The organism is Acidimicrobiia bacterium, from assembly GCA_029210695.1.
Classification (GTDB): Bacteria; Actinomycetota; Acidimicrobiia; order Spongiisociales; family JAHEDJ01; genus JAHEDJ01.
On the sequence record JARGFH010000069.1, the window covers coordinates 1 to 17,379 of the forward strand.

Consider the following 17,379-nt stretch of genomic DNA (forward strand, 5'->3'; position numbering starts at 1 on the left):
CAACGGAGGCTTCGACATGACTCTCCTTCAGATCAGGTCCCAACAATGACCTGTCCCACAAATCATGACACGCGGCATGAACCCCATAGACGGTCTACAAACCGCCAACGATGTCCTGGACCTTCCCCCCTATAACCTATTACCTCGTACCGGTTTCCTGGTACCTTCTTGGCCATGATTCGATTCCTCACCGCCGGTGAATCGCACGGTCCGGGCCTCGTCGCCATCGTCGAAGGACTCCCGGCCGGCCTGCCCTTTTCCACCGGGGAGCTCTCGGTCGAACTGGCGCGGCGTCGCATGGGCTACGGACGCGGGAATCGAATGAAGCTCGAAAAGGACGAACTCGAGGTGCTGGGTGGGATCCGTCACGGTTTCACGCTGGGTAGCCCCGTGGCCGTCCTGATACGCAACACCGAGTGGCCGCGCTGGGCCGAGGAGATGTCGGCAGAACCGGCACAGCCCAAACGGCCACTGACCACGCCGCGCCCCGGCCATGCGGATCTCGCCGGGATGCTCAAATACGACACCCACGACGCCAGGGATGTTCTCGAGCGATCGTCGGCTCGCGAAACGGCGGCGCGGACCATCGTTGGATACCTGTGCAAGCAGTTACTCTCCCTGGTCGACGTCGAGGTCGTGAGCCACGTGGTCGCCATCGGTTCGGTGGAGACATCCGCTGGATCAGTTCCGACCCCGGCCGATCGCCGGGCCATCGATGATTCACCGGTGCGGGTGTTCGATCCGACCGCAGAGCAGTCGATGATTGCCGAGATCGAGGCGGCCAAAGCCGATCGCGACACGCTCGGCGGCATAGTTGAGGTCATCGCATACGGGTTACCGGCCGGGATCGGCAGCCATGTGCATTGGGATCGAAAGATCGACGCCCTGCTGGCCGAAGCGCTCATGTCGATTCAAGCGATCAAGGCGGTTGAGGTGGGGGACGGATTTGCCACGGCGCGCGAGCGTGGCTCGACGGCGCACGACGAGATCTTCTACGAAGACGGCTCGTGGCGTCGTAATCGCGATCGAGCCGGCGGCACCGAAGGCGGGATGTCGACCGGACAGCCTTTGCGCGTTCGGGCCGCCATGAAGCCAATCGCCACATTGATGCGCCCTTTGGCGAGCGTTGATGTCACCACCAAGGAAGCGGACGTCGCATTCCGAGAACGTTCCGACATATGCGCGGTCCCAGCTGCCGCCGTTGTGGCCGAGCAAATGGTCGCATTCGTTCTGGCCGCCGAGATGCAACGCTCTTTTGGTGGTGACACGGTGGATGACTTCCGGCAGACCGTCGATGCGTACAGGGCCCGGCTCGACGCCTTCTGATGGCGCACCTGTGGCTGATCGGCATGATGGGATCCGGCAAGACGGTGGTCGGCCGGCGCATCGCCGAGTTGACCGGTTGTCGTTTCGTTGACACCGACGTCCGGGTCGTTTCGGAGGCGGGCAGGTCGATTGCCGAGATGTTCGAAGGCGACGGAGAGGCATCGTTTCGAGAAGCCGAGGCCGCGGTGTTGAACCGCCTGGCCGGCGAGAGAGACACGGTGGTGGCGACCGGCGGTGGAATCGTCCTCAGTGACGCGAATATCGACCTGATTCGTGCCACCGGGACCGTTGTCTATCTCGCTGCTCGTCCGGCGACACTGGCGAGGCGGATCGGTGACGAACCTGGCCGGCCGCTGCTGGTCACCGCAGATCGTTTGACCGTCCTGACAGAGGTCCTGGCGGCTCGAAGCGGACTGTACGATCGTGCCTGCCACGGGGTAATAGAAACCGATGATCTCACCCCAGATCAGGTTGCGGGGGAGGCAATCGTCCGATGGAACAGATTCTGATCAACGAGAGATCTGAGATTCTGATCGGGCGCGGAACGCCGGATCCCTTTCTGCCACCGCGGACGTCACGCACGCAAGCGGCGGTCCTTGCCCAGCCTGGAGCGGGCGAAGTCGCCGACCGCACGATCCGGGCGATTCGATCCGGTGGAACGCCTGCGACGCTGAAGGTCATGCCGGACGGTGATGCCGTCAAGGACATGCAGGTGGCCTCGTCGACGTACGAGTGGCTCGCCGAACTCAACATCGGCCGGCACGACACGATCGTAGGGGTCGGAGGTGGAGCCATCACTGATTTTGCCGGGTTCATCGCCGGGACGTGGTTGCGAGGTGTCGAAGCCGTCTATCAATCGACGACGCTCCTGGGCGCCGTAGACGCCTCTGTAGGAGGAAAGACCGGCCTCAACTTGAGAGGTAAGAACCTCATCGGCCTGTTCCGCCATCCGAGCAGAGTGGTGATCGATGTCAACGGGATCGAGCAACTGCCGGAGCATCTCCTTCGGGAAGGCTTCGCCGAAGCCATCAAGGCGGGGTTCATCGCCGACCCGGGCCTGGTGGACCTATTCGACCGCAGCGGCGGTCAACCCGACCTGACCCAGGTCATCACCCGGGCAGTGCGAGTGAAGGTCGACGTAGTGTCCGCCGACTTCCGCGAAGAGGGGAGGAGAGGCATTCTCAACTACGGGCACACAATCGGACACGGAATCGAAGTCGCGGCCGGTATTTCGCACGGCGAAGCCGTGGCGATCGGGATGGTGGCGGCGGGTGCAGTCAGCGAAATCCGATGTGGGTTCCGCGGCGCGGCTCGACAGCGAGGCTTGCTGGAACAGCTCGGCCTTCCAGTCGTCTCACCCGGTGTGGATCTCGACCAGGTGCGCCGTCTCATCGGTCTCGACAAGAAGCGTGATGCAGAGGGGCTGCGGATGGCACTCCTCGAGGACTTCGGCCGGACGAAACTCGTGTACGTCACCGATGACGATATCTCAGTGGGGCTGGCGGCGGTCGGACTGGTCTGACCGCCGGAAGGAGGAGATGCCTGGAGGGTGATGTCCGGGTGCCGGCTCACCACTCAGAACGCACGATTGGGAACCCCCGTCGGCCGGCCACCCGGGGTTGCGGGTTACACTGCTGCCGCCGAAGCTCCGAGGTATCCGCCAATGATCTCCACGAACGAAGTAAAGCCGGGAATGGCGTTGCAGCTCGACAACGGTCTATTCAATATCGTCGAGTACCAGCATGTCAAGCCCGGCAAGGGTAAGGCGTTTGTTCGTATGAAGCTCAAGAACGTCGAGACCGGAGCCGTCCTCGACCGGACGTTTCGCGCTGGTGAAGACGTCGACAGAGCGATCATCGAGCGGAAAGATCACCAGTACCTCTTCCGCGATGACATGGGATTCCACTTCATGGACCTCGAAACGTACGGCCAGTTCGCCGTCTCGACGGATCTGATCGGTGACGATGAGCGCTTCATGGTTGAGGGGATGACCGTTGTGCTGGCGATGTACGAGGGAACACCCATCGGTGTCGACCTCCCTGCCGCGGTGGAACTGAAGGTCACGGAATCCGAACCGGCCGTCAAGGGAGATCGCGTATCGGGCGCCACGAAACCGGTCACGGTCGAGACGGGCCTGGTCGTACAGGTTCCCCTCTTTGTCGACTCGGGCGATGTGATCAAGGTCGATACCCGCAGCGGCGCCTACCTCACTCGCGCGTGAACGTCGAGCCGCGCGACATAGCGCTTCAACACCTGTACGAGGCAGAACAGCGAAAGGCTGATCACGTGGACATCGACAACGTGTCCACCAAGGCAAACCGGATCATCCGGGGCGTACTCGAACACAAAGCCACCCTCGATCGATCCATCGAAGAGGCTTCAGAACACTGGAGCCTCGAACGGATGCCGCCCGTCGATCGCACCGTGTTACGTATCGGGCTCTACGAACTTCGATATGAACGAGATGTCCCCCAAGCGGTGATCGTGTCTGAGGCAGTTCGACTGGCCAAGACTTACTCCACAGAGCGAAGCGGTGCTTTCGTGAACGGGGTGCTCGGTCATCTGGCGAGAGCAGAGCGTTCAACCGAGGAGTGATCCCCGGTCGCGGCCGGGATCGGTGCTACGCTGCCGCCGAAACGTCCTTTAAGTCGGTCCGGTGAGGCCGAGAAGGAGCCAACATGCCGATCCTTGCCACCGATGCCGCCCGAGAGGCGGCTTTCTTGTGAGCGCAGTCATGACCACCGTGATGACCTCCGCCGACATCGAGAGGTCGCTGCGACGCCTCGCTCATGAGATCCTCGAAGCGACGGTTGGCGCCGATCTCGCCCTGGTCGGGATCCAGACGCGCGGGGTGCCACTGGCCGAACGGCTCGCCCGCAACCTGAACGACATTGGCGGAATGCCGGTGCCGGTCGGAGGATTAGATATCAGCCGGCATCGTGACGATCGGCCGGCTCCCATGGAGGCCGTCCAATCTGATCTCCCGTTTGGCATCACCGAGAAGACCGTGATTCTGGTCGACGACGTGCTTTACACCGGGCGCACCGCCCGCGCCGCCCTAGACGCCTTGATCGAGCGTGGCCGCCCGGCCGCCGTCCGGTTGGTGGTGCTGGTGGATCGCGGGCATCGCCAGCTACCCGTTCGAGCCGACCACGTTGGTAAGAACCTTCCCACCTCCCGGGACCAGCGAGTCAGCGTGCAGGTCTGCGAGGTCGACGGTGTCGACCAGGTGCTGTTGGAGGAGGTCGAGACATGATCAGGCTTCGTGGTGGCATGCTCGTGACTCCCAGCGGGATTCGTCGCGCCGACATCATGATCGAGGACGGTCGGATAGCAGGCATCGGTGCCGGTTCTGCGGGCGGCAAGGTCCTGGATTGTTCAGGGTGTTTGATCGGGCCGGGCTTCGTTGATATTCATGTTCACTTCCGGGAGCCGGGTCAAACCTGGAAGGAAGACATCGAGACCGGTTCGCGGGCTGCCGCGGCCGGAGGCTTCACCGGTGTGGTCCCGATGGCCAACACCGATCCTGCTACCGACCGTGGACATCTGGTCGAATCAATGGTTCGCCGAGGGGACGAGGTTGGACTCGTCGAGGTGCGGCCGGCGGCGGCGCTGACCGCCGGCCGAAGAGGTGATGAGGTCGGCCCGATCGAAGAACTCTGGGAGGCGGGCGTGCGGATCTTCAGCGACGATGGCGACAGCGTGGCCCGACCCGAGGTGCTGGAGGAGGCGATGGTCCGTATCGGCAGGCTCGGCGGCGTCGCGGCCCAGCACGCCGAGGAGGCCGCGCTGACGGCAGGTGGGCACATCCATGAGGGTATCGTGTCGGCCGCCCTCGGCATCGGCGGGCTCCCGGCGGAGGCGGAGGAGCGAGTGGTCGCTCGTGATCTGGTACTCGCGGCCAGAACGGGGGTCCGCTACCACGTCCAGCATGTTTCGACGGCCGGTACCGTTTCGCTGGTACGAGCGGCGCGATCCGACGGTGTCCCGGTCACGGCCGAGGCTGCACCCCACCACTTCTCGCTCGATCATCGCCGCCTTCTCGATCGCAACCCGGTCATGAAGATGTATCCACCGCTGCGGACCGCAGACGATGTTGCCGCGGTAGCCGGCGCCGTTCGTGATGGGACGATTGAAGTAATCGCCACGGACCATGCACCACACACGAGCAAGGAAAAGGAAGTGGCGCTCGAGGATGCTCCGAGGGGGATCATCGGACTCGAGACCTCAGCGTCAATTGCCTGGTCCATCCTCGAAGATGATCCGGTTGCGTTCTTTCAACGAATGGCCGTTGCCCCGGCCCACCTGGCCGAATTCGTCGACCATGGACAATGGCTGGAAACGGGTGGCCCGGCGAATGTGGTGGTGTTCGATCCAGACCGGATCTGGACTCCTGAACACTTCGAATCGAGATCACAGAACTCGCCCTGGCTGGGCACTCCGCTGAGAGGACGGCCCGTCGTCACGATCTACAAAGGTCTCTTGACGAACGAGGTGGGCAGGTGAAGACGCCGGGATACGTCATCACAGCAGACGGAACCGTCTTCGAGGGGCACAGCATCGGCGTCGAAGGGATCTCCAGCGGCGAACTGGTATTCAACACCTCGATGACCGGATATCAGGAGATCCTCACCGATCCCTCCTATGCGGGGCAGATCGTCCTCATGACATCTCCGCACATCGGCAATTACGGTACGACCGGCCTGGACTCCCAGGCCGACCGGCCTTTCGGCGCAGGACTGGTCGTGCGGTCGCTGGCTCGAACCCATTCGAACTGGCGTGCAGAGGGCTCGCTCGCCGACTACCTCCAACTGCACGGGGTGATCGCGGTGGCCGGTGTCGATACCCGTCGATTGACTCGCCATGTGCGGAGCTTCGGTTCGATGCCCGCCGCCATTGGTGGCGGAGTCGACCGGGCGGCGGTTCGGTCGGCGGCCGTCGAGGCACCTCGATTGGAAGGCCGCGACCTGGTGAAAGATGTCACCACGTCCCGGCCCTACGAGGTACCGGCAGTCGGTCCGCGGCGCGGCCGGATCGTTGCGCTCGACCTGGGAATCAAACGGGACATCTGCGCGCGTCTGGCCGGTCACGGCCTCGACGTCACGGTCGTGCCTGCCGGAACCAGTGCGGCCGACATTGCAGCACTCCACCCCGACGCTCTGTTCTTGTCGAACGGACCGGGTGACCCGGAACCGCTCGCCGGTCCGATCGCAGCGGTGCGGGCGACGCTCGGCACCATGCCTGTGTTCGGGATCTGTCTCGGCCACCAGGTCCTCGGACTGGCCCTGGGCGCCGCCACGGTCAAGCTGCCGTTCGGCCACCATGGTGGCAATCACCCGGTGCGCAGGATCAGCGACGGTCGCGTGTCGATCACCGCCCACAATCATGGGTTCTCGGTGGACCTGGCCGGCCTCGGGACGCCGGACGAACGGGGAGCCGTGGAGTCACCGTACGGTCCCGTTGAGCCCACCTACGTGAACCTCAACGACCGCACACTCGAGGGCCTGCGCGCCGGAGAGGCCGGAGCGTTTGGAGTCCAGTTTCATCCCGAGGCCGCACCAGGACCACACGACGCCGACCCCTTGTTCGGCGAGTTCATAAGGGCATTAGGCTCCTGATGCCCCGCCGTTCCGATCTCCATTCGATCCTGCTCATCGGTTCCGGTCCGATCATCATCGGGCAGGGCGCCGAGTTCGACTACTCCGGCACTCAGGCTGCCAAGGCCCTGCGGCGCGAGGGCTTCCGGATCATCCTGGTCAACTCAAATCCGGCCACGATCATGACCGACCCTGAGGTGGCAAATGCGACCTACCTCGAGCCGATCACTCCGGCCGTGATCGAGGCAATCATTCGAAAGGAACGGCCGGACGCTCTGTTGCCCACCCTGGGCGGCCAGACGGCCCTCAACGTCACCGCCGAGCTCGCACGCCTGGGCGTGCTCGATCGATACGACCTTGAGCTGATTGGCGCCGGCCTCGAGGCCATCGAAGCCGCTGAAGATCGGGGGCGGTTCAAAGAACTCATGGAGGCGGCAGGCCTGCAAACTCCGAACGCGGTGTACGTCCGGTCGATGGATGAGGCCATGGTCGCCGTCACCCGGATCGGGTATCCGGCGATGATCCGCCCCTCGTTCATTCTCGGAGGCGGAGGTACCGGGATTGCCGAGGACGAGGAATCATTCATAGATCTCGCCGGAAAAGGATTCGCGGCGTCACCAACGGGTGAGATTCTTGTCGAAGAGTCCGTGTCTGGTTGGAAGGAGTTTGAACTCGAAGTCATGCGCGACCGGCACGACAATGCAGTAATCGTCTGCTCGATTGAGAACCTGGACCCCATGGGCGTACACACGGGCGATTCCATCACAGTTGCGCCGATTCAGACCCTCTCGGATCGTGAGTATCAGGACATGCGCGACGAGGCCATCACCTGCCTGAGGGCGGTTGGCGTCGAGACCGGGGGATCCAACGTCCAGTTCGCCGTTGATCCGGCAACGGGACGGAGGCTCGTGATCGAAATGAATCCACGGGTGTCGAGATCGTCCGCACTCGCATCGAAGGCGACCGGGTTCCCGATTGCCAAGATCGCCGCCTTACTCGCCGTTGGCTACAGCCTCGATGAGATAACCAACGACATCACAGGCTCGACGCCTGCATCGTTCGAGCCTGCACTCGACTACGTCGTCGTCAAGGTCCCCCGCTTCGACTTCGAGAAGTTCCCGTCCGTCGAACCCCGGTTGGGAACCTCGATGCAGAGTGTCGGAGAAGCCATGGCGATTGGTCGAACCTTCCCCGAGGCGCTGCAGAAAGCGCTGAGGAGTCTCGAGACCGGCCGCAAAGGCCTAAATGCAGATGCGGGAGAACGCCCGCTCGTCGACGCGAGCCAGAAAGAGCTCGAGGAGAGAGTTCGGCGACCCACTCCAGACCGTATCTTCGAAATTGCAGAGCTGCTCCGAAGAGGCGTATCCGTTGGGGGACTCGCCGTCGCCACAGGAATCGACCCGTGGTTCATCGATCAGATGCTCGAGATCGTCGAGATCCGTACCGAACTCGAGGAGTCGCGACCGACTCCGATCGCGCTGCGGACGGCGAAGCGCTTCGGCTTTTCGGACGCCCAACTCGCCTATCTCTGGGCTTTGCCCGAGCAGAAGATCCGCCGACTCAGGGGCCGGTGGTCGGTGAGGACCACCTTCAAGACGGTGGATACATGCGCAGCGGAGTTCGAAGCTTCGACGCCATACCTGTACTCGACATACGAGGAAGATGATGAGGCGCCTCCGGCCGGGAGCCGCACGGTCATCGTGCTCGGATCTGGTCCGAATCGAATCGGGCAGGGCATCGAGTTCGACTACTGCTGCGTACACGCTTCGTACGCATTGCAGGCGGCCGGCTACGAGACGGTCATGATCAACTGCAATCCTGAAACCGTCTCAACCGATTACGACACCTCGGATCGCCTCTACTTCGAGCCCTTGACCGTCGAGGACGTTCTCACCGTGGTTGAGCGCGAGCAACCGGAGGCGGTCATCGTGCAACTGGGCGGACAGACACCGCTCAATCTCGCCGGGGATCTGGCGGCAGCCGGAGTGCCTATCGCCGGTACGCCGCCCGCCGCCATCGAGGTCGCCGAAGACCGTCGCCGGTTCTCGGCGCTGTGCGCGGAACTCGGTATCAAGCAGCCACCACACGGGATCGCCACCTCCCCGTTGGATGCCGAGGAGGTCGTCGACCGGATCGGGTTGCCGGTACTGGTACGCCCATCGTTTGTCCTCGGGGGGCGAGCGATGAGAGTCGTGTGGAGCTACGAAGATCTGTCTGCCTATCTGCGAGAGCTCTACGGCGACGGTGGGGGAGTCGGCCTCGATCTCGCCAATTCACCTTTGCTCATCGATCGCTTCCTCGAATCGGCGGTGGAGGTCGACGTGGATGCCGTTTTCGACGGAAATGAGCTTCTGATAGGAGGGATAATGGAGCACGTGGAAGAGGCAGGCGTTCACTCCGGCGATTCCTCCTGTGTCATCCCGGCCCCTACCTTGCCGGAAGAGACGTTGAAGTCCATCATCGAGGTCACGACCTCGCTGGCTGAGGCGCTGGGCGTGCGGGGCCTGATCAACCTGCAGTTCGCAGTGAAAGGCGAGGACGTTTTCTTGCTCGAAGCGAACCCACGGGCGAGCAGGACGATTCCATTTGTGTCGAAAGCGAGCGGCGTCCCCCTGGCCAAGGTCGCTGCACGGGTCATGCTGGGATCCACACTCGATGGCCTTCGGGTCGAAGGGGTGTTGCCGACCCCGACCGACCGGAGGTTCGTTGCGGTGAAGGAGGCTGTTCTTCCCTGGGATCGGTTCCCTGGTGAGGACGTCGTGCTCGGTCCGGAGATGCGGGCAACGGGGGAGGTCATGGGGATCGGCATCGACGTTGGGGTCGCTTACGCCAGAGCGCTGCTCGCCGCCGGTCATCAACTGCCGCCCGACGGAACCGTCTTCTTCTCGCTGGCCGACCGCGACAAGGCAACCGGTCTGGCTGCCGCTCAGGCATTCGCCATGCTCGGCTTCCGGATTCTCGCTTCACCGGGAACCGCCCGCTATCTCGCACACTTCGGGCTCGCCGCCGAAGCTGTAAACAAGGTGGGGGAAGGCCTGCGGGACACGGTGGAGCGTATAGAAGCAGGCGACGTCGATCTCGTCGTCAACACCCCGCGCGGCGGCCGGGCGCGCAACGATGGACGGCTGATCCGCCGGGCGGCCCACCGGAGAAGCATCCCCTGCGTCACTACGGTCCAGGGCGCACTGGCAGTTGCACGCAGCCTCCAAGCGGGAGAGCAGTCGCGACTGGAAGTGAATAGCCTGCAAGAGTGGCACCGGTGATCGACTTCAGCACAACCCTCGGCCCCGTCGAACTGCGAACGCCGCTAATCGGTGCAGCCGGAACCGTCGGCTCGGTGGTCGACTTCGCGGGCGTGGCTGATTTGTCCCTGTACGGCGCCGCCGTGGCGAAATCCGTGAGTGAGGAACCCTGGGAGGGCCGCCCTGCCCCCCGCCTGGCGCCCTCGGGATTGGGCATGCTCAACAGTATCGGAATCCAAAACCCCGGCATCGAGGCCTGGGTTGAGCAGGTAGGGCCACACCTCGCCGGCCTCGACGTCCCTGTGTGGGGTTCGGCAGTTGGGAAGACGGCGGCCGAGTTCGGTCGGGTCGCCGCCGGACTCGAAACCGCGGGCGTGCAGGCCATTGAGATCAACCTCTCATGTCCGAACCTCGAAGGGCACGGGATGTTTGCCCTCGATCCGGAAGCTACCGGTGCAGTAGTCGCCGCCGTCCGGCAAGCGGTGGGCCTCCCGATCGGTGCCAAGCTGTCTCCCAACGCCGAGGATATTGGTGTGATTGGCGCGGCGGCGGTGGCGGCCGGCGCTGATTGGCTCGTACTCACCAACACCGTTTGGGGAGCCGGGATCGATATCAGAACACGGCGACCGTTGCTTTCCGGATTGATCGGCGGCTATTCGGGACCGCCGTTGAAGCCGATCGCACTGCGATGTGTGCTCGAAACGCGCAGGGCTCTGCCCGAGGTGCCGATCATCGGCTGCGGGGGTGTGACCGGCGGCGCGGATGTCCTCGAATTTCTGCTGGCGGGCGCCTCCGCGGTTTGCGTCGGTACCGCCCACTTCGACCGTCCGCGTGTCGCCGCCAAGCTCCTCGAGGAGGTTCGAACCCTGATGGAGGAACAAGAGCTGACATCGATTCGTGACTACATCGGAGCGGTTCGGCCATGGTGAATGCGGCCGATCCACCGATCATCGTCGCCCTGGATGTGCCGAACGCCGAAGAGGCCGTCCGGTTGGCCAGGGCCGTGGCAGGATCTGTTGGAGGATTCAAGATTGGACTCGAGCTGCTGATGGGGCCCGGACCCGGTCTGATCGGCGTTCTCGACCAACTGGGCAAACCTGTATTCGTAGACGCCAAGCTTCACGATATTCCGCACACCGTGAGCCGGGCGGCCAGGCAACTCGGCATGGCGGGAGCCCGCTGGATCACGGTGCATGCGGCCGGGGGAGCCGAAATGCTCGAGGCTGCCGTCGAGGGTCTCGAGGCAGGAGCCCGTGGGCGACCGGTCGGCGTTCTCGGCATCACGGTACTCACGAGCCTCACCGATGCAATGCTGGCTCACTCTGGTTTGCCGGTAACGGCCGGGAAGCTGACCTCGAGGTTGTCGAGGTTGGCGGCCGAAGCCGGTGTTGAAGGAGTTGTCTGCTCTGTGAAGGAACTGGGTGTTGTCAACGAGGTTGCGCCGTCGCTGATCAAGGTGACTCCGGGTATCCGACCGAAAGGCGAGGATGCCGGCGATCAACAGAGGGTGGCAACCCCGGAGGAGGCGATTCGTCGGGGCGCCGATCTGCTGGTGATCGGTCGTCCGATCACCAGGGCCGACGATCCGCGAGCCGCGGCTGAGGCAATAGCCGCCGACGTACGAACATATGGATAGTCCTGACGTCGTAATGAGGCCGTGACTCGCGACCGGCGACTCGCGGCTCGCGCTCCGTTGGTAGAGTGCCAGCGGACCCGAGAGGAGACTCTGTTATGGCACCACCGGAACTCTCTCAAGAGCAGCGCAAGGCTGCGCTCGAGAAGGCGGCGCATGCGCGCAAGGTCCGGGCCGAGGTTAAACAACTGCTGAAGATGGGAACAATCACATTCCCGGAGTTGCTCGACCGCGCCAATGAAGATGATCTCATCGCGGGGATCAAAGTTGGCTCGGTGCTGGAATCACTTCCGGGAACCGGGAAGGTCAAAGCCAAACGCATCATGGAGCAGCATGGAATCGCCTCCAACCGGCGCATCCGCGGACTCGGAGCACGTCAGCGGGAGACCCTCCTCGAGCTCTTCGGCTAGCACCGGAACCCTCCTCGTCATCTCCGGCCCGTCGGGGGTGGGCAAGAGCACCGTCGTCGCTCGTCTTCGAGAGCGTATTCCGTTTCACTTCAGCGTCTCGGCCACGACCCGCCGGCCCCGTCCAGGGGAGCGGAACGGGGTCGACTACTTTTTCGTGGGAGAAGACGAGTTCGACGAACTCGTGGAAGAGGGTCGGCTCCTCGAATGGGCCGAGTACTCCGGACGCCACTACGGGACACCGCGCGGCCCTGTCCTCTCCAGGCTCGAGGCGGGCGAGCATGTGTTGCTCGATATCGAGAACCTCGGAGCGATGCAGGTCAAACGCAGCTATCCCGACGCGACGACCATCTTCCTCGCTCCTCCGTCCCGCGCTGAACTCGAAAGGCGCTTGCGGTCCCGGGGTGATACCGATGAAGTGGACATTCAGACCAGGCTGGAAGTTGCCGGCTGGCAAGAGGAAATGGCACAGGGAAAGTTCGACTACATGGTGGTCAACGATGAACTGGATCGAGTAGTTGACGAGATCGTGCATATAATCAGGTCTCCCTCGCACTGAATGGAGCTATGAATACCCCTCCCCCCATGGAAACCGCGCTCGAATTGACGGGCGGGCGTTTCAGTCTCGTAGTGCTCGCGGCACGGCGGGCGCGCCAGATCAATGCATATTTCAATGAATTGGGCGGAGGTATTGGCCACTACGTGCCTCCGCAGGTCCATTCGTTGAGCCGCAAGCCGCTAACCATCGCCTTCGAAGAGATTGCCGAGCAGAAGGTCACTGCAGCCATTCTCGAAGACACCGAGTAGCGCCATGGTGAAGGATCGCCGGATCCTTCTGGCCGTGACCGGCGGGATCGCCGCCTTTAAGGCCGTCTATCTCGCCCGCCGCCTGGTCGAACGAGGCGCCGACCTCGAAGTCATCATGACGGAGAGCGCCCTGCGATTTGTCGGAGAGCAAACCTTCGCAGCAGTCGCAGGAAAACCCGTCAATATCGACCTGTTCGGAACCGACCGCGTCAGCCCGCATACGGAATTGGGCAGGTGGGCGGAATTGATCGTAGTTGCCCCCGCCACCGCCGCCTCGCTGGCGAAGCTGGCCGCCGGTCTGAGTGACGATCTCCTTTCGGCAACGCTGCTGGCGACCGCCGCTCCCGTGTTGCTGGCGCCGGCGATGCACACGGAGATGTGGGAGCACCCTGCGACGCAGCGGAATGTCACGCAGCTGATCCAGGACGGCCATCGCCTGATAGGCCCTACCGTCGGTTCGCTCGCCGGCGGGGATGAGGGCGCCGGTCGAATGGTCGAGCCGGACGAGGTCGTGGAGGCCATTGAAGCGGCCTTCGCGGGCCCGCTCACGGGTTGGCGGGTCCTCATCTCGGCAGGTGGCACGCGGGAACCAATCGACCCTGTGCGGTATGTCGGCAACCGATCATCAGGGAAGATGGGTTACGCAATAGCTGAATCTGCCGTAGCACGTGGCGCGGAGGTGCTGCTCGTGACGTCTTCACACTTGCCCCTGCCGGCCGGCGTCGAGTCATTCCCGGTGGAGACTGCCGAGGAGATGGCGGATCAGGTGTGGAGACTGGCTCCCACCGTAGATGTGGCTGTGCTGGCCGCCGCGGTCGCAGATTTCCGGCCGGTCGCACAGCTCGACTCCAAACTTCGCCGTGCCGAAGGGATCCCCGAACTGATTCTCGAGCCAACCCCCGACATCCTGGCCGGTGTGACGCAGCTCTCGAAGCGCCCGCTGGTGGTTGGTTTTGCGGCAGAAACCGGCTCGCTCGAAGGCGCTAGACGCAAGGTCACCGACAAGGGGGTTGACCTCCTGGTTGCGAACAACGTCTCTGAAGAGGGCAGCGGATTCGGCACCGACACCAATCGAGTCACCATCATGCGTCCAGATGGTTCAACCGATGAGTGGCCTCTTCTCGGCAAGCGCCAGGTAGCCGATCGCCTGTGGGATCTGGTACTTCAGATCCGTCGGGCCTGACCCGTATACTGCTGGCCGTGCGACCCTCCTATTTCACTTCTGAATCCGTGACAGAAGGCCATCCCGACAAGGTTGCGGACCGAATCGCCGATGCGGTGCTGGATGCGGTGCTCGAACACGACCCGGTGGGGCGGGTGGCGTGTGAAGTTTTGGTCACCGGTGGGCTCGTGGTAGTCGCCGGCGAGATCACCTCAGTGTATGCCCCTGATCTCGAAGGCATCGTCCGCAGGGTCATTACCGACGTCGGGTATACCGACGATCGGCTTGGGTTTTCCGCCGAGACGTGTCGTGTGCAAATCGAAGTTCAACAGCAGAGCGCCGACATCGCCGGGGGAGTCGATCACGCCACAGAGGAGCGGGGAGGGTCCCACGATCTGTACGATCAACTCGGCGCCGGTGATCAGGGGATCATGTTCGGATTCGCCGCCGACGAAACGCCGGAGTTGATGCCCATGCCCATTCAGCTGGCGCACCGCCTGGCCGAGCAACTGGCAGAGGTGCGGCGGGATGGAACGCTCGGTTATCTGCGCCCGGACGGCAAGACGCAAGTCAGCGTCGAATACCTCGCGAACCGGCCGATCCGGGTTTCCCGGGTGCTGATCTCGACTCAGCACGCCCCCGACGTTTCGATCGAAACGATGGAATCCGACCTGGCGAAGTACGTCGTTGGCGCCGTTATCCCTGCCGACCTCGTCGACGACTCCACAGATCTGGTGGTGAATCCTTCTGGAAGGTTTGAGCTGGGCGGCCCTGCGGCCGACACAGGAGTGACCGGACGGAAGATCGTCGTCGACACCTACGGCGGATCTGCCAGACACGGAGGAGGAGCCTTCAGCGGGAAGGACCCCACCAAAGTCGATAGATCCGCTTCGTACGCCACCCGCTACGCAGCCAAAAACATCGTGGCCGCCGGGCTGGCAGAAAGGGTCGAACTACAGATCGCATATGCGATCGGCACCGCACAGCCCTTCTCGATTCTGGTTGATACCTTCGGCACCGGCCGGGTTCCGAACCACGAACTCGAACGGATCGTGGCAGCGACATTCGACTTCCGGCCCGCCGCGATCATCGACCACCTGGGGCTTCGCAAGCCGATCTACGAGCCAACGGCCACGTACGGGCACTTCGGTCGACCCCAGTTCAGCTGGGAGCACACGGACGCGGTGGCCGCCCTTCAAGCTGCGGCGGGATGATCGCCCGGGTCGTCCCGGACATTCCGAGTTTCGCAGTTGATGGTGGATTTCGTTACGCGATTCCTCCCGATCTCACCGTCGAACTCGGGACCATGGTTCGCATCTCGTTGGGTGGTCGGAAGGTGCGCGGCTTCGTCGTGGGTTTCGAACGCGGCCCGGAGGAGGGCCTCAAACCGATTCGCGCCCGATCGGGAGATCGTCCGGTCTTCAATGATCGGTTGTTGCAGACCCTCCGCTGGGCATCAAATCACTATGTAGCCCCGCTCTCAACGTTGCTGCGCAGGGCTGCGCCGCCGAATCTTCCGCGTAGCCCGAAACGCACGCCTCGCACGGTGGTGACGCCGGTCAACTCCGGAACAGCGGCCGCCGGCCTTGGGTTTCGGATCGCGGCAGGAAGCACCCGCAACGCCTACCTTCAGGCGGCAGACCCGGACGACCTGGCCGACCTCGTCGCACCGGTCGTAGCAGGCGGTTCGTCGGTGTTGATCGTGGCTCCCACTGCCTTGGAAGCGGAGCAGATTCTCGATCGACTGAACCGGGACTTCGGAGACGTCGTCCTCGCAGCCACGCCCGAAACCACCGATCGCGAGGTGACAACAGCCTGGAGCAAGGCTGCGTCGCACGGCGGCTACATCGTTGTGGGAACGCCCAGGGTATCTCTCTGGCCGGTTGCACAACTCGGAGCGGCGATCATCGTCGGCGAGGCGCGGCGTGCGATGAAGGATCGGCAAACACCAACGATCCACGTCCGCGAGGTGCTCCGGGCGCGCAGCGGCGTCGAACGATTTGCTCTCGTTCTGACCGGATTGGTTCCGTCCACCGAGACGATCGCCGCGGGAATTGAGATAGTGGCCGCAGCTCCCCGCCGACCCTGGTCGCTTGTCGAATTCGCCGATCGGAGTGAAGATCCGCCGGGGACGAGCCCACTCTCCCAAAGAGCCAAGACGGCGATCGCGTCCACCGTGAATCGCGGCGAACACGTCTTCGTCTTCACTCATCGACGGGGCTACGCCCCCGTCTTTCGCTGCGTTCGCTGTCGAGCCTTGAGGGTGTGCACTACGTGTGGGGCCAGAGCGGGTAGAGATTTGGAGTGCCGGCGCTGTGGTGCCCTACACGGGCCTTGTGCCTCATGTGGCGGCGACCATTTCGAACCGCTCGGGGCGGGTGTCGAACGGGTGGTTGAACTCGTGCGGCGGTTCGTTGATGCCGAAAAGGTGGGTGTAGCCGGTGAGGGTCGCCTGGTCACAGTGGGGTCGGTGCGAGATATTCCTGCGGTAGGCCGCTGTTCGTTGGCGGTGGTCGTGGATGCCGACGGATTGATCTTGGGCACCGATTATCGGGCAAGCGAGGACGCCTTGCGGTCGCTGGCGAGAGTAGCCGCGCTGGTCGGGTCGGGTAGAGGACTCCGGACCATCGTCCAGACGTCGAATCCTCAGCACCCAGTGCTGGAAGCCCTTACCAGAGGTGATGTGGGTACGTTTCTCGCCGCAGAAGTCGAACAGCGGGCCGCCTTCGGGTTTCCGCCGGCAGGCGATCTCATCGTCCTCGAATGCCGGACCTGCCCGGAGGAAGCCGATGTGAAGCTACGGGGTCGCCTCCCGGGTATCACCGTGCTCGGCCCTGCTCCAATCGATGGGGGATTGCGGTGGCTCATACAAGGTAGTGATCTGACCCGGACACGTGCCGAACTCCGGAACCTGGCCGGTGAATGGCGCGATGCCGGGGCCGGTCTGCGGATCGATGTTGATCCGGTTGATCTCTAGGAGTAGGCAGAAGGCAGTAGGCGATAGGCGGTGTAGAGGGTGGTGGGTGGCGAGTTTCGGAGGAACTCGAATTCGCCGGCGTTGGCTGGTATGCCTCGGCCCGAGTTTCGGTGGAATTGGAATCTGCTGGTGTTGGCTGGTATGCCTCGGGCCGAGTTCCGGAGGAACTCGAACCTGCCGGTGTGAGCCGGCAGGCGACCTGCCACGGGAGCGGTTTGGTAATTGGGC

General features: G+C 63.4%; 17 protein-coding genes and 1 pseudogene. 17 read left to right on the plus strand and 1 reads right to left on the minus strand.

Going from position 1 to position 17,379, the window contains the following annotated elements; all coding sequences use genetic code 11:
• The first annotated feature begins 174 nt into the window (after positions 1 to 174).
• From aroC to P1T08_16130, 17 genes and pseudogenes are all read left to right on the plus strand, one after another.
• Positions 175 to 1,326, plus strand: coding sequence for a chorismate synthase (gene aroC / locus P1T08_16050; GenBank protein ID MDF1597592.1), 1,152 nt, complete (start codon positions 175 to 177; stop codon positions 1,324 to 1,326).
• Positions 1,326 to 1,835, plus strand: coding sequence for a shikimate kinase (locus P1T08_16055; GenBank protein MDF1597593.1), 510 nt, complete (start codon positions 1,326 to 1,328; stop codon positions 1,833 to 1,835). Before aroC ends, P1T08_16055 begins: the two co-directional genes overlap by 1 nt.
• Positions 1,820 to 2,848 (plus strand): 3-dehydroquinate synthase, encoded by a 1,029-nt coding sequence (locus tag P1T08_16060; GenBank protein ID MDF1597594.1) that lies wholly within the window; start codon positions 1,820 to 1,822, stop codon positions 2,846 to 2,848. The genes P1T08_16055 and P1T08_16060 overlap by 16 nt, the downstream gene beginning before the upstream one ends.
• Positions 2,849 to 2,989: 141 nt before the next feature.
• Positions 2,990 to 3,547 carry an elongation factor P gene (gene efp / locus P1T08_16065; protein MDF1597595.1) on the plus strand — a complete coding sequence of 186 codons (558 nt, stop codon included), beginning with the start codon at positions 2,990 to 2,992 and terminating at the stop codon, positions 3,545 to 3,547.
• A complete protein-coding gene (gene nusB / locus P1T08_16070; protein MDF1597596.1) occupies positions 3,544 to 3,921 on the plus strand; it encodes a transcription antitermination factor NusB in 378 nt (125 codons plus the stop codon). Before efp ends, nusB begins: the two co-directional genes overlap by 4 nt.
• Before the next feature lie 139 nt (positions 3,922 to 4,060).
• A complete protein-coding gene (gene pyrR, locus P1T08_16075; GenBank protein ID MDF1597597.1) occupies positions 4,061 to 4,582 on the plus strand; it encodes a bifunctional pyr operon transcriptional regulator/uracil phosphoribosyltransferase PyrR in 522 nt (173 codons plus the stop codon).
• Positions 4,579 to 5,832 carry a dihydroorotase gene (locus P1T08_16080; protein MDF1597598.1) on the plus strand — a complete coding sequence of 418 codons (1,254 nt, stop codon included), beginning with the start codon at positions 4,579 to 4,581 and terminating at the stop codon, positions 5,830 to 5,832. Before pyrR ends, P1T08_16080 begins: the two co-directional genes overlap by 4 nt.
• Positions 5,829 to 6,944 (plus strand): glutamine-hydrolyzing carbamoyl-phosphate synthase small subunit, encoded by a 1,116-nt coding sequence (carA, locus tag P1T08_16085; protein ID MDF1597599.1) that lies wholly within the window; start codon positions 5,829 to 5,831, stop codon positions 6,942 to 6,944. Before P1T08_16080 ends, carA begins: the two co-directional genes overlap by 4 nt.
• On the plus strand, positions 6,944 to 10,186 hold the full coding sequence (carB, locus tag P1T08_16090) for a carbamoyl-phosphate synthase large subunit (GenBank protein ID MDF1597600.1): 3,243 nt from the start codon (positions 6,944 to 6,946) through the stop codon (positions 10,184 to 10,186). The genes carA and carB overlap by 1 nt, the downstream gene beginning before the upstream one ends.
• The gene (locus tag P1T08_16095; protein ID MDF1597601.1) at positions 10,174 to 11,094 is read left to right on the plus strand and encodes a dihydroorotate dehydrogenase; all 921 of its coding nucleotides are present in this window, start codon (positions 10,174 to 10,176) and stop codon (positions 11,092 to 11,094) included. Before carB ends, P1T08_16095 begins: the two co-directional genes overlap by 13 nt.
• Positions 11,088 to 11,801, plus strand: coding sequence for an orotidine-5'-phosphate decarboxylase (pyrF, locus tag P1T08_16100; GenBank protein ID MDF1597602.1), 714 nt, complete (start codon positions 11,088 to 11,090; stop codon positions 11,799 to 11,801). The genes P1T08_16095 and pyrF overlap by 7 nt, the downstream gene beginning before the upstream one ends.
• Positions 11,802 to 11,896: 95 nt before the next feature.
• On the plus strand, positions 11,897 to 12,208 hold the full coding sequence (gene mihF / locus P1T08_16105) for an integration host factor, actinobacterial type (protein MDF1597603.1): 312 nt from the start codon (positions 11,897 to 11,899) through the stop codon (positions 12,206 to 12,208).
• Between the two features lie 10 nt (positions 12,209 to 12,218).
• A pseudogene (gene gmk, locus P1T08_16110) lies at positions 12,219 to 12,764 on the plus strand (guanylate kinase).
• Positions 12,765 to 12,772: 8 nt separating this feature from the next.
• Positions 12,773 to 13,012: a DNA-directed RNA polymerase subunit omega gene (rpoZ, locus tag P1T08_16115; GenBank protein ID MDF1597604.1), complete on the plus strand. Its 240-nt coding sequence runs from the start codon at positions 12,773 to 12,775 to the stop codon at positions 13,010 to 13,012.
• A gap of 4 nt (positions 13,013 to 13,016) precedes the next feature.
• On the plus strand, positions 13,017 to 14,195 hold the full coding sequence (gene coaBC / locus P1T08_16120; protein ID MDF1597605.1) for a bifunctional phosphopantothenoylcysteine decarboxylase/phosphopantothenate--cysteine ligase CoaBC: 1,179 nt from the start codon (positions 13,017 to 13,019) through the stop codon (positions 14,193 to 14,195).
• Positions 14,196 to 14,212: 17 nt separating this feature from the next.
• The gene (metK, locus tag P1T08_16125) at positions 14,213 to 15,388 is read left to right on the plus strand and encodes a methionine adenosyltransferase (protein ID MDF1597606.1); all 1,176 of its coding nucleotides are present in this window, start codon (positions 14,213 to 14,215) and stop codon (positions 15,386 to 15,388) included.
• On the plus strand, positions 15,385 to 17,151 hold the full coding sequence (locus tag P1T08_16130; protein MDF1597607.1) for a hypothetical protein: 1,767 nt from the start codon (positions 15,385 to 15,387) through the stop codon (positions 17,149 to 17,151). The genes metK and P1T08_16130 overlap by 4 nt, the downstream gene beginning before the upstream one ends.
• Here the strand turns inward: P1T08_16130 and P1T08_16135 are convergent.
• Positions 17,148 to 17,379, minus strand: a 232-nt coding sequence (locus P1T08_16135) for a hypothetical protein (protein MDF1597608.1), incomplete at its 5' end; no start/stop codon positions are given. The genes P1T08_16130 and P1T08_16135 overlap by 4 nt on opposite strands.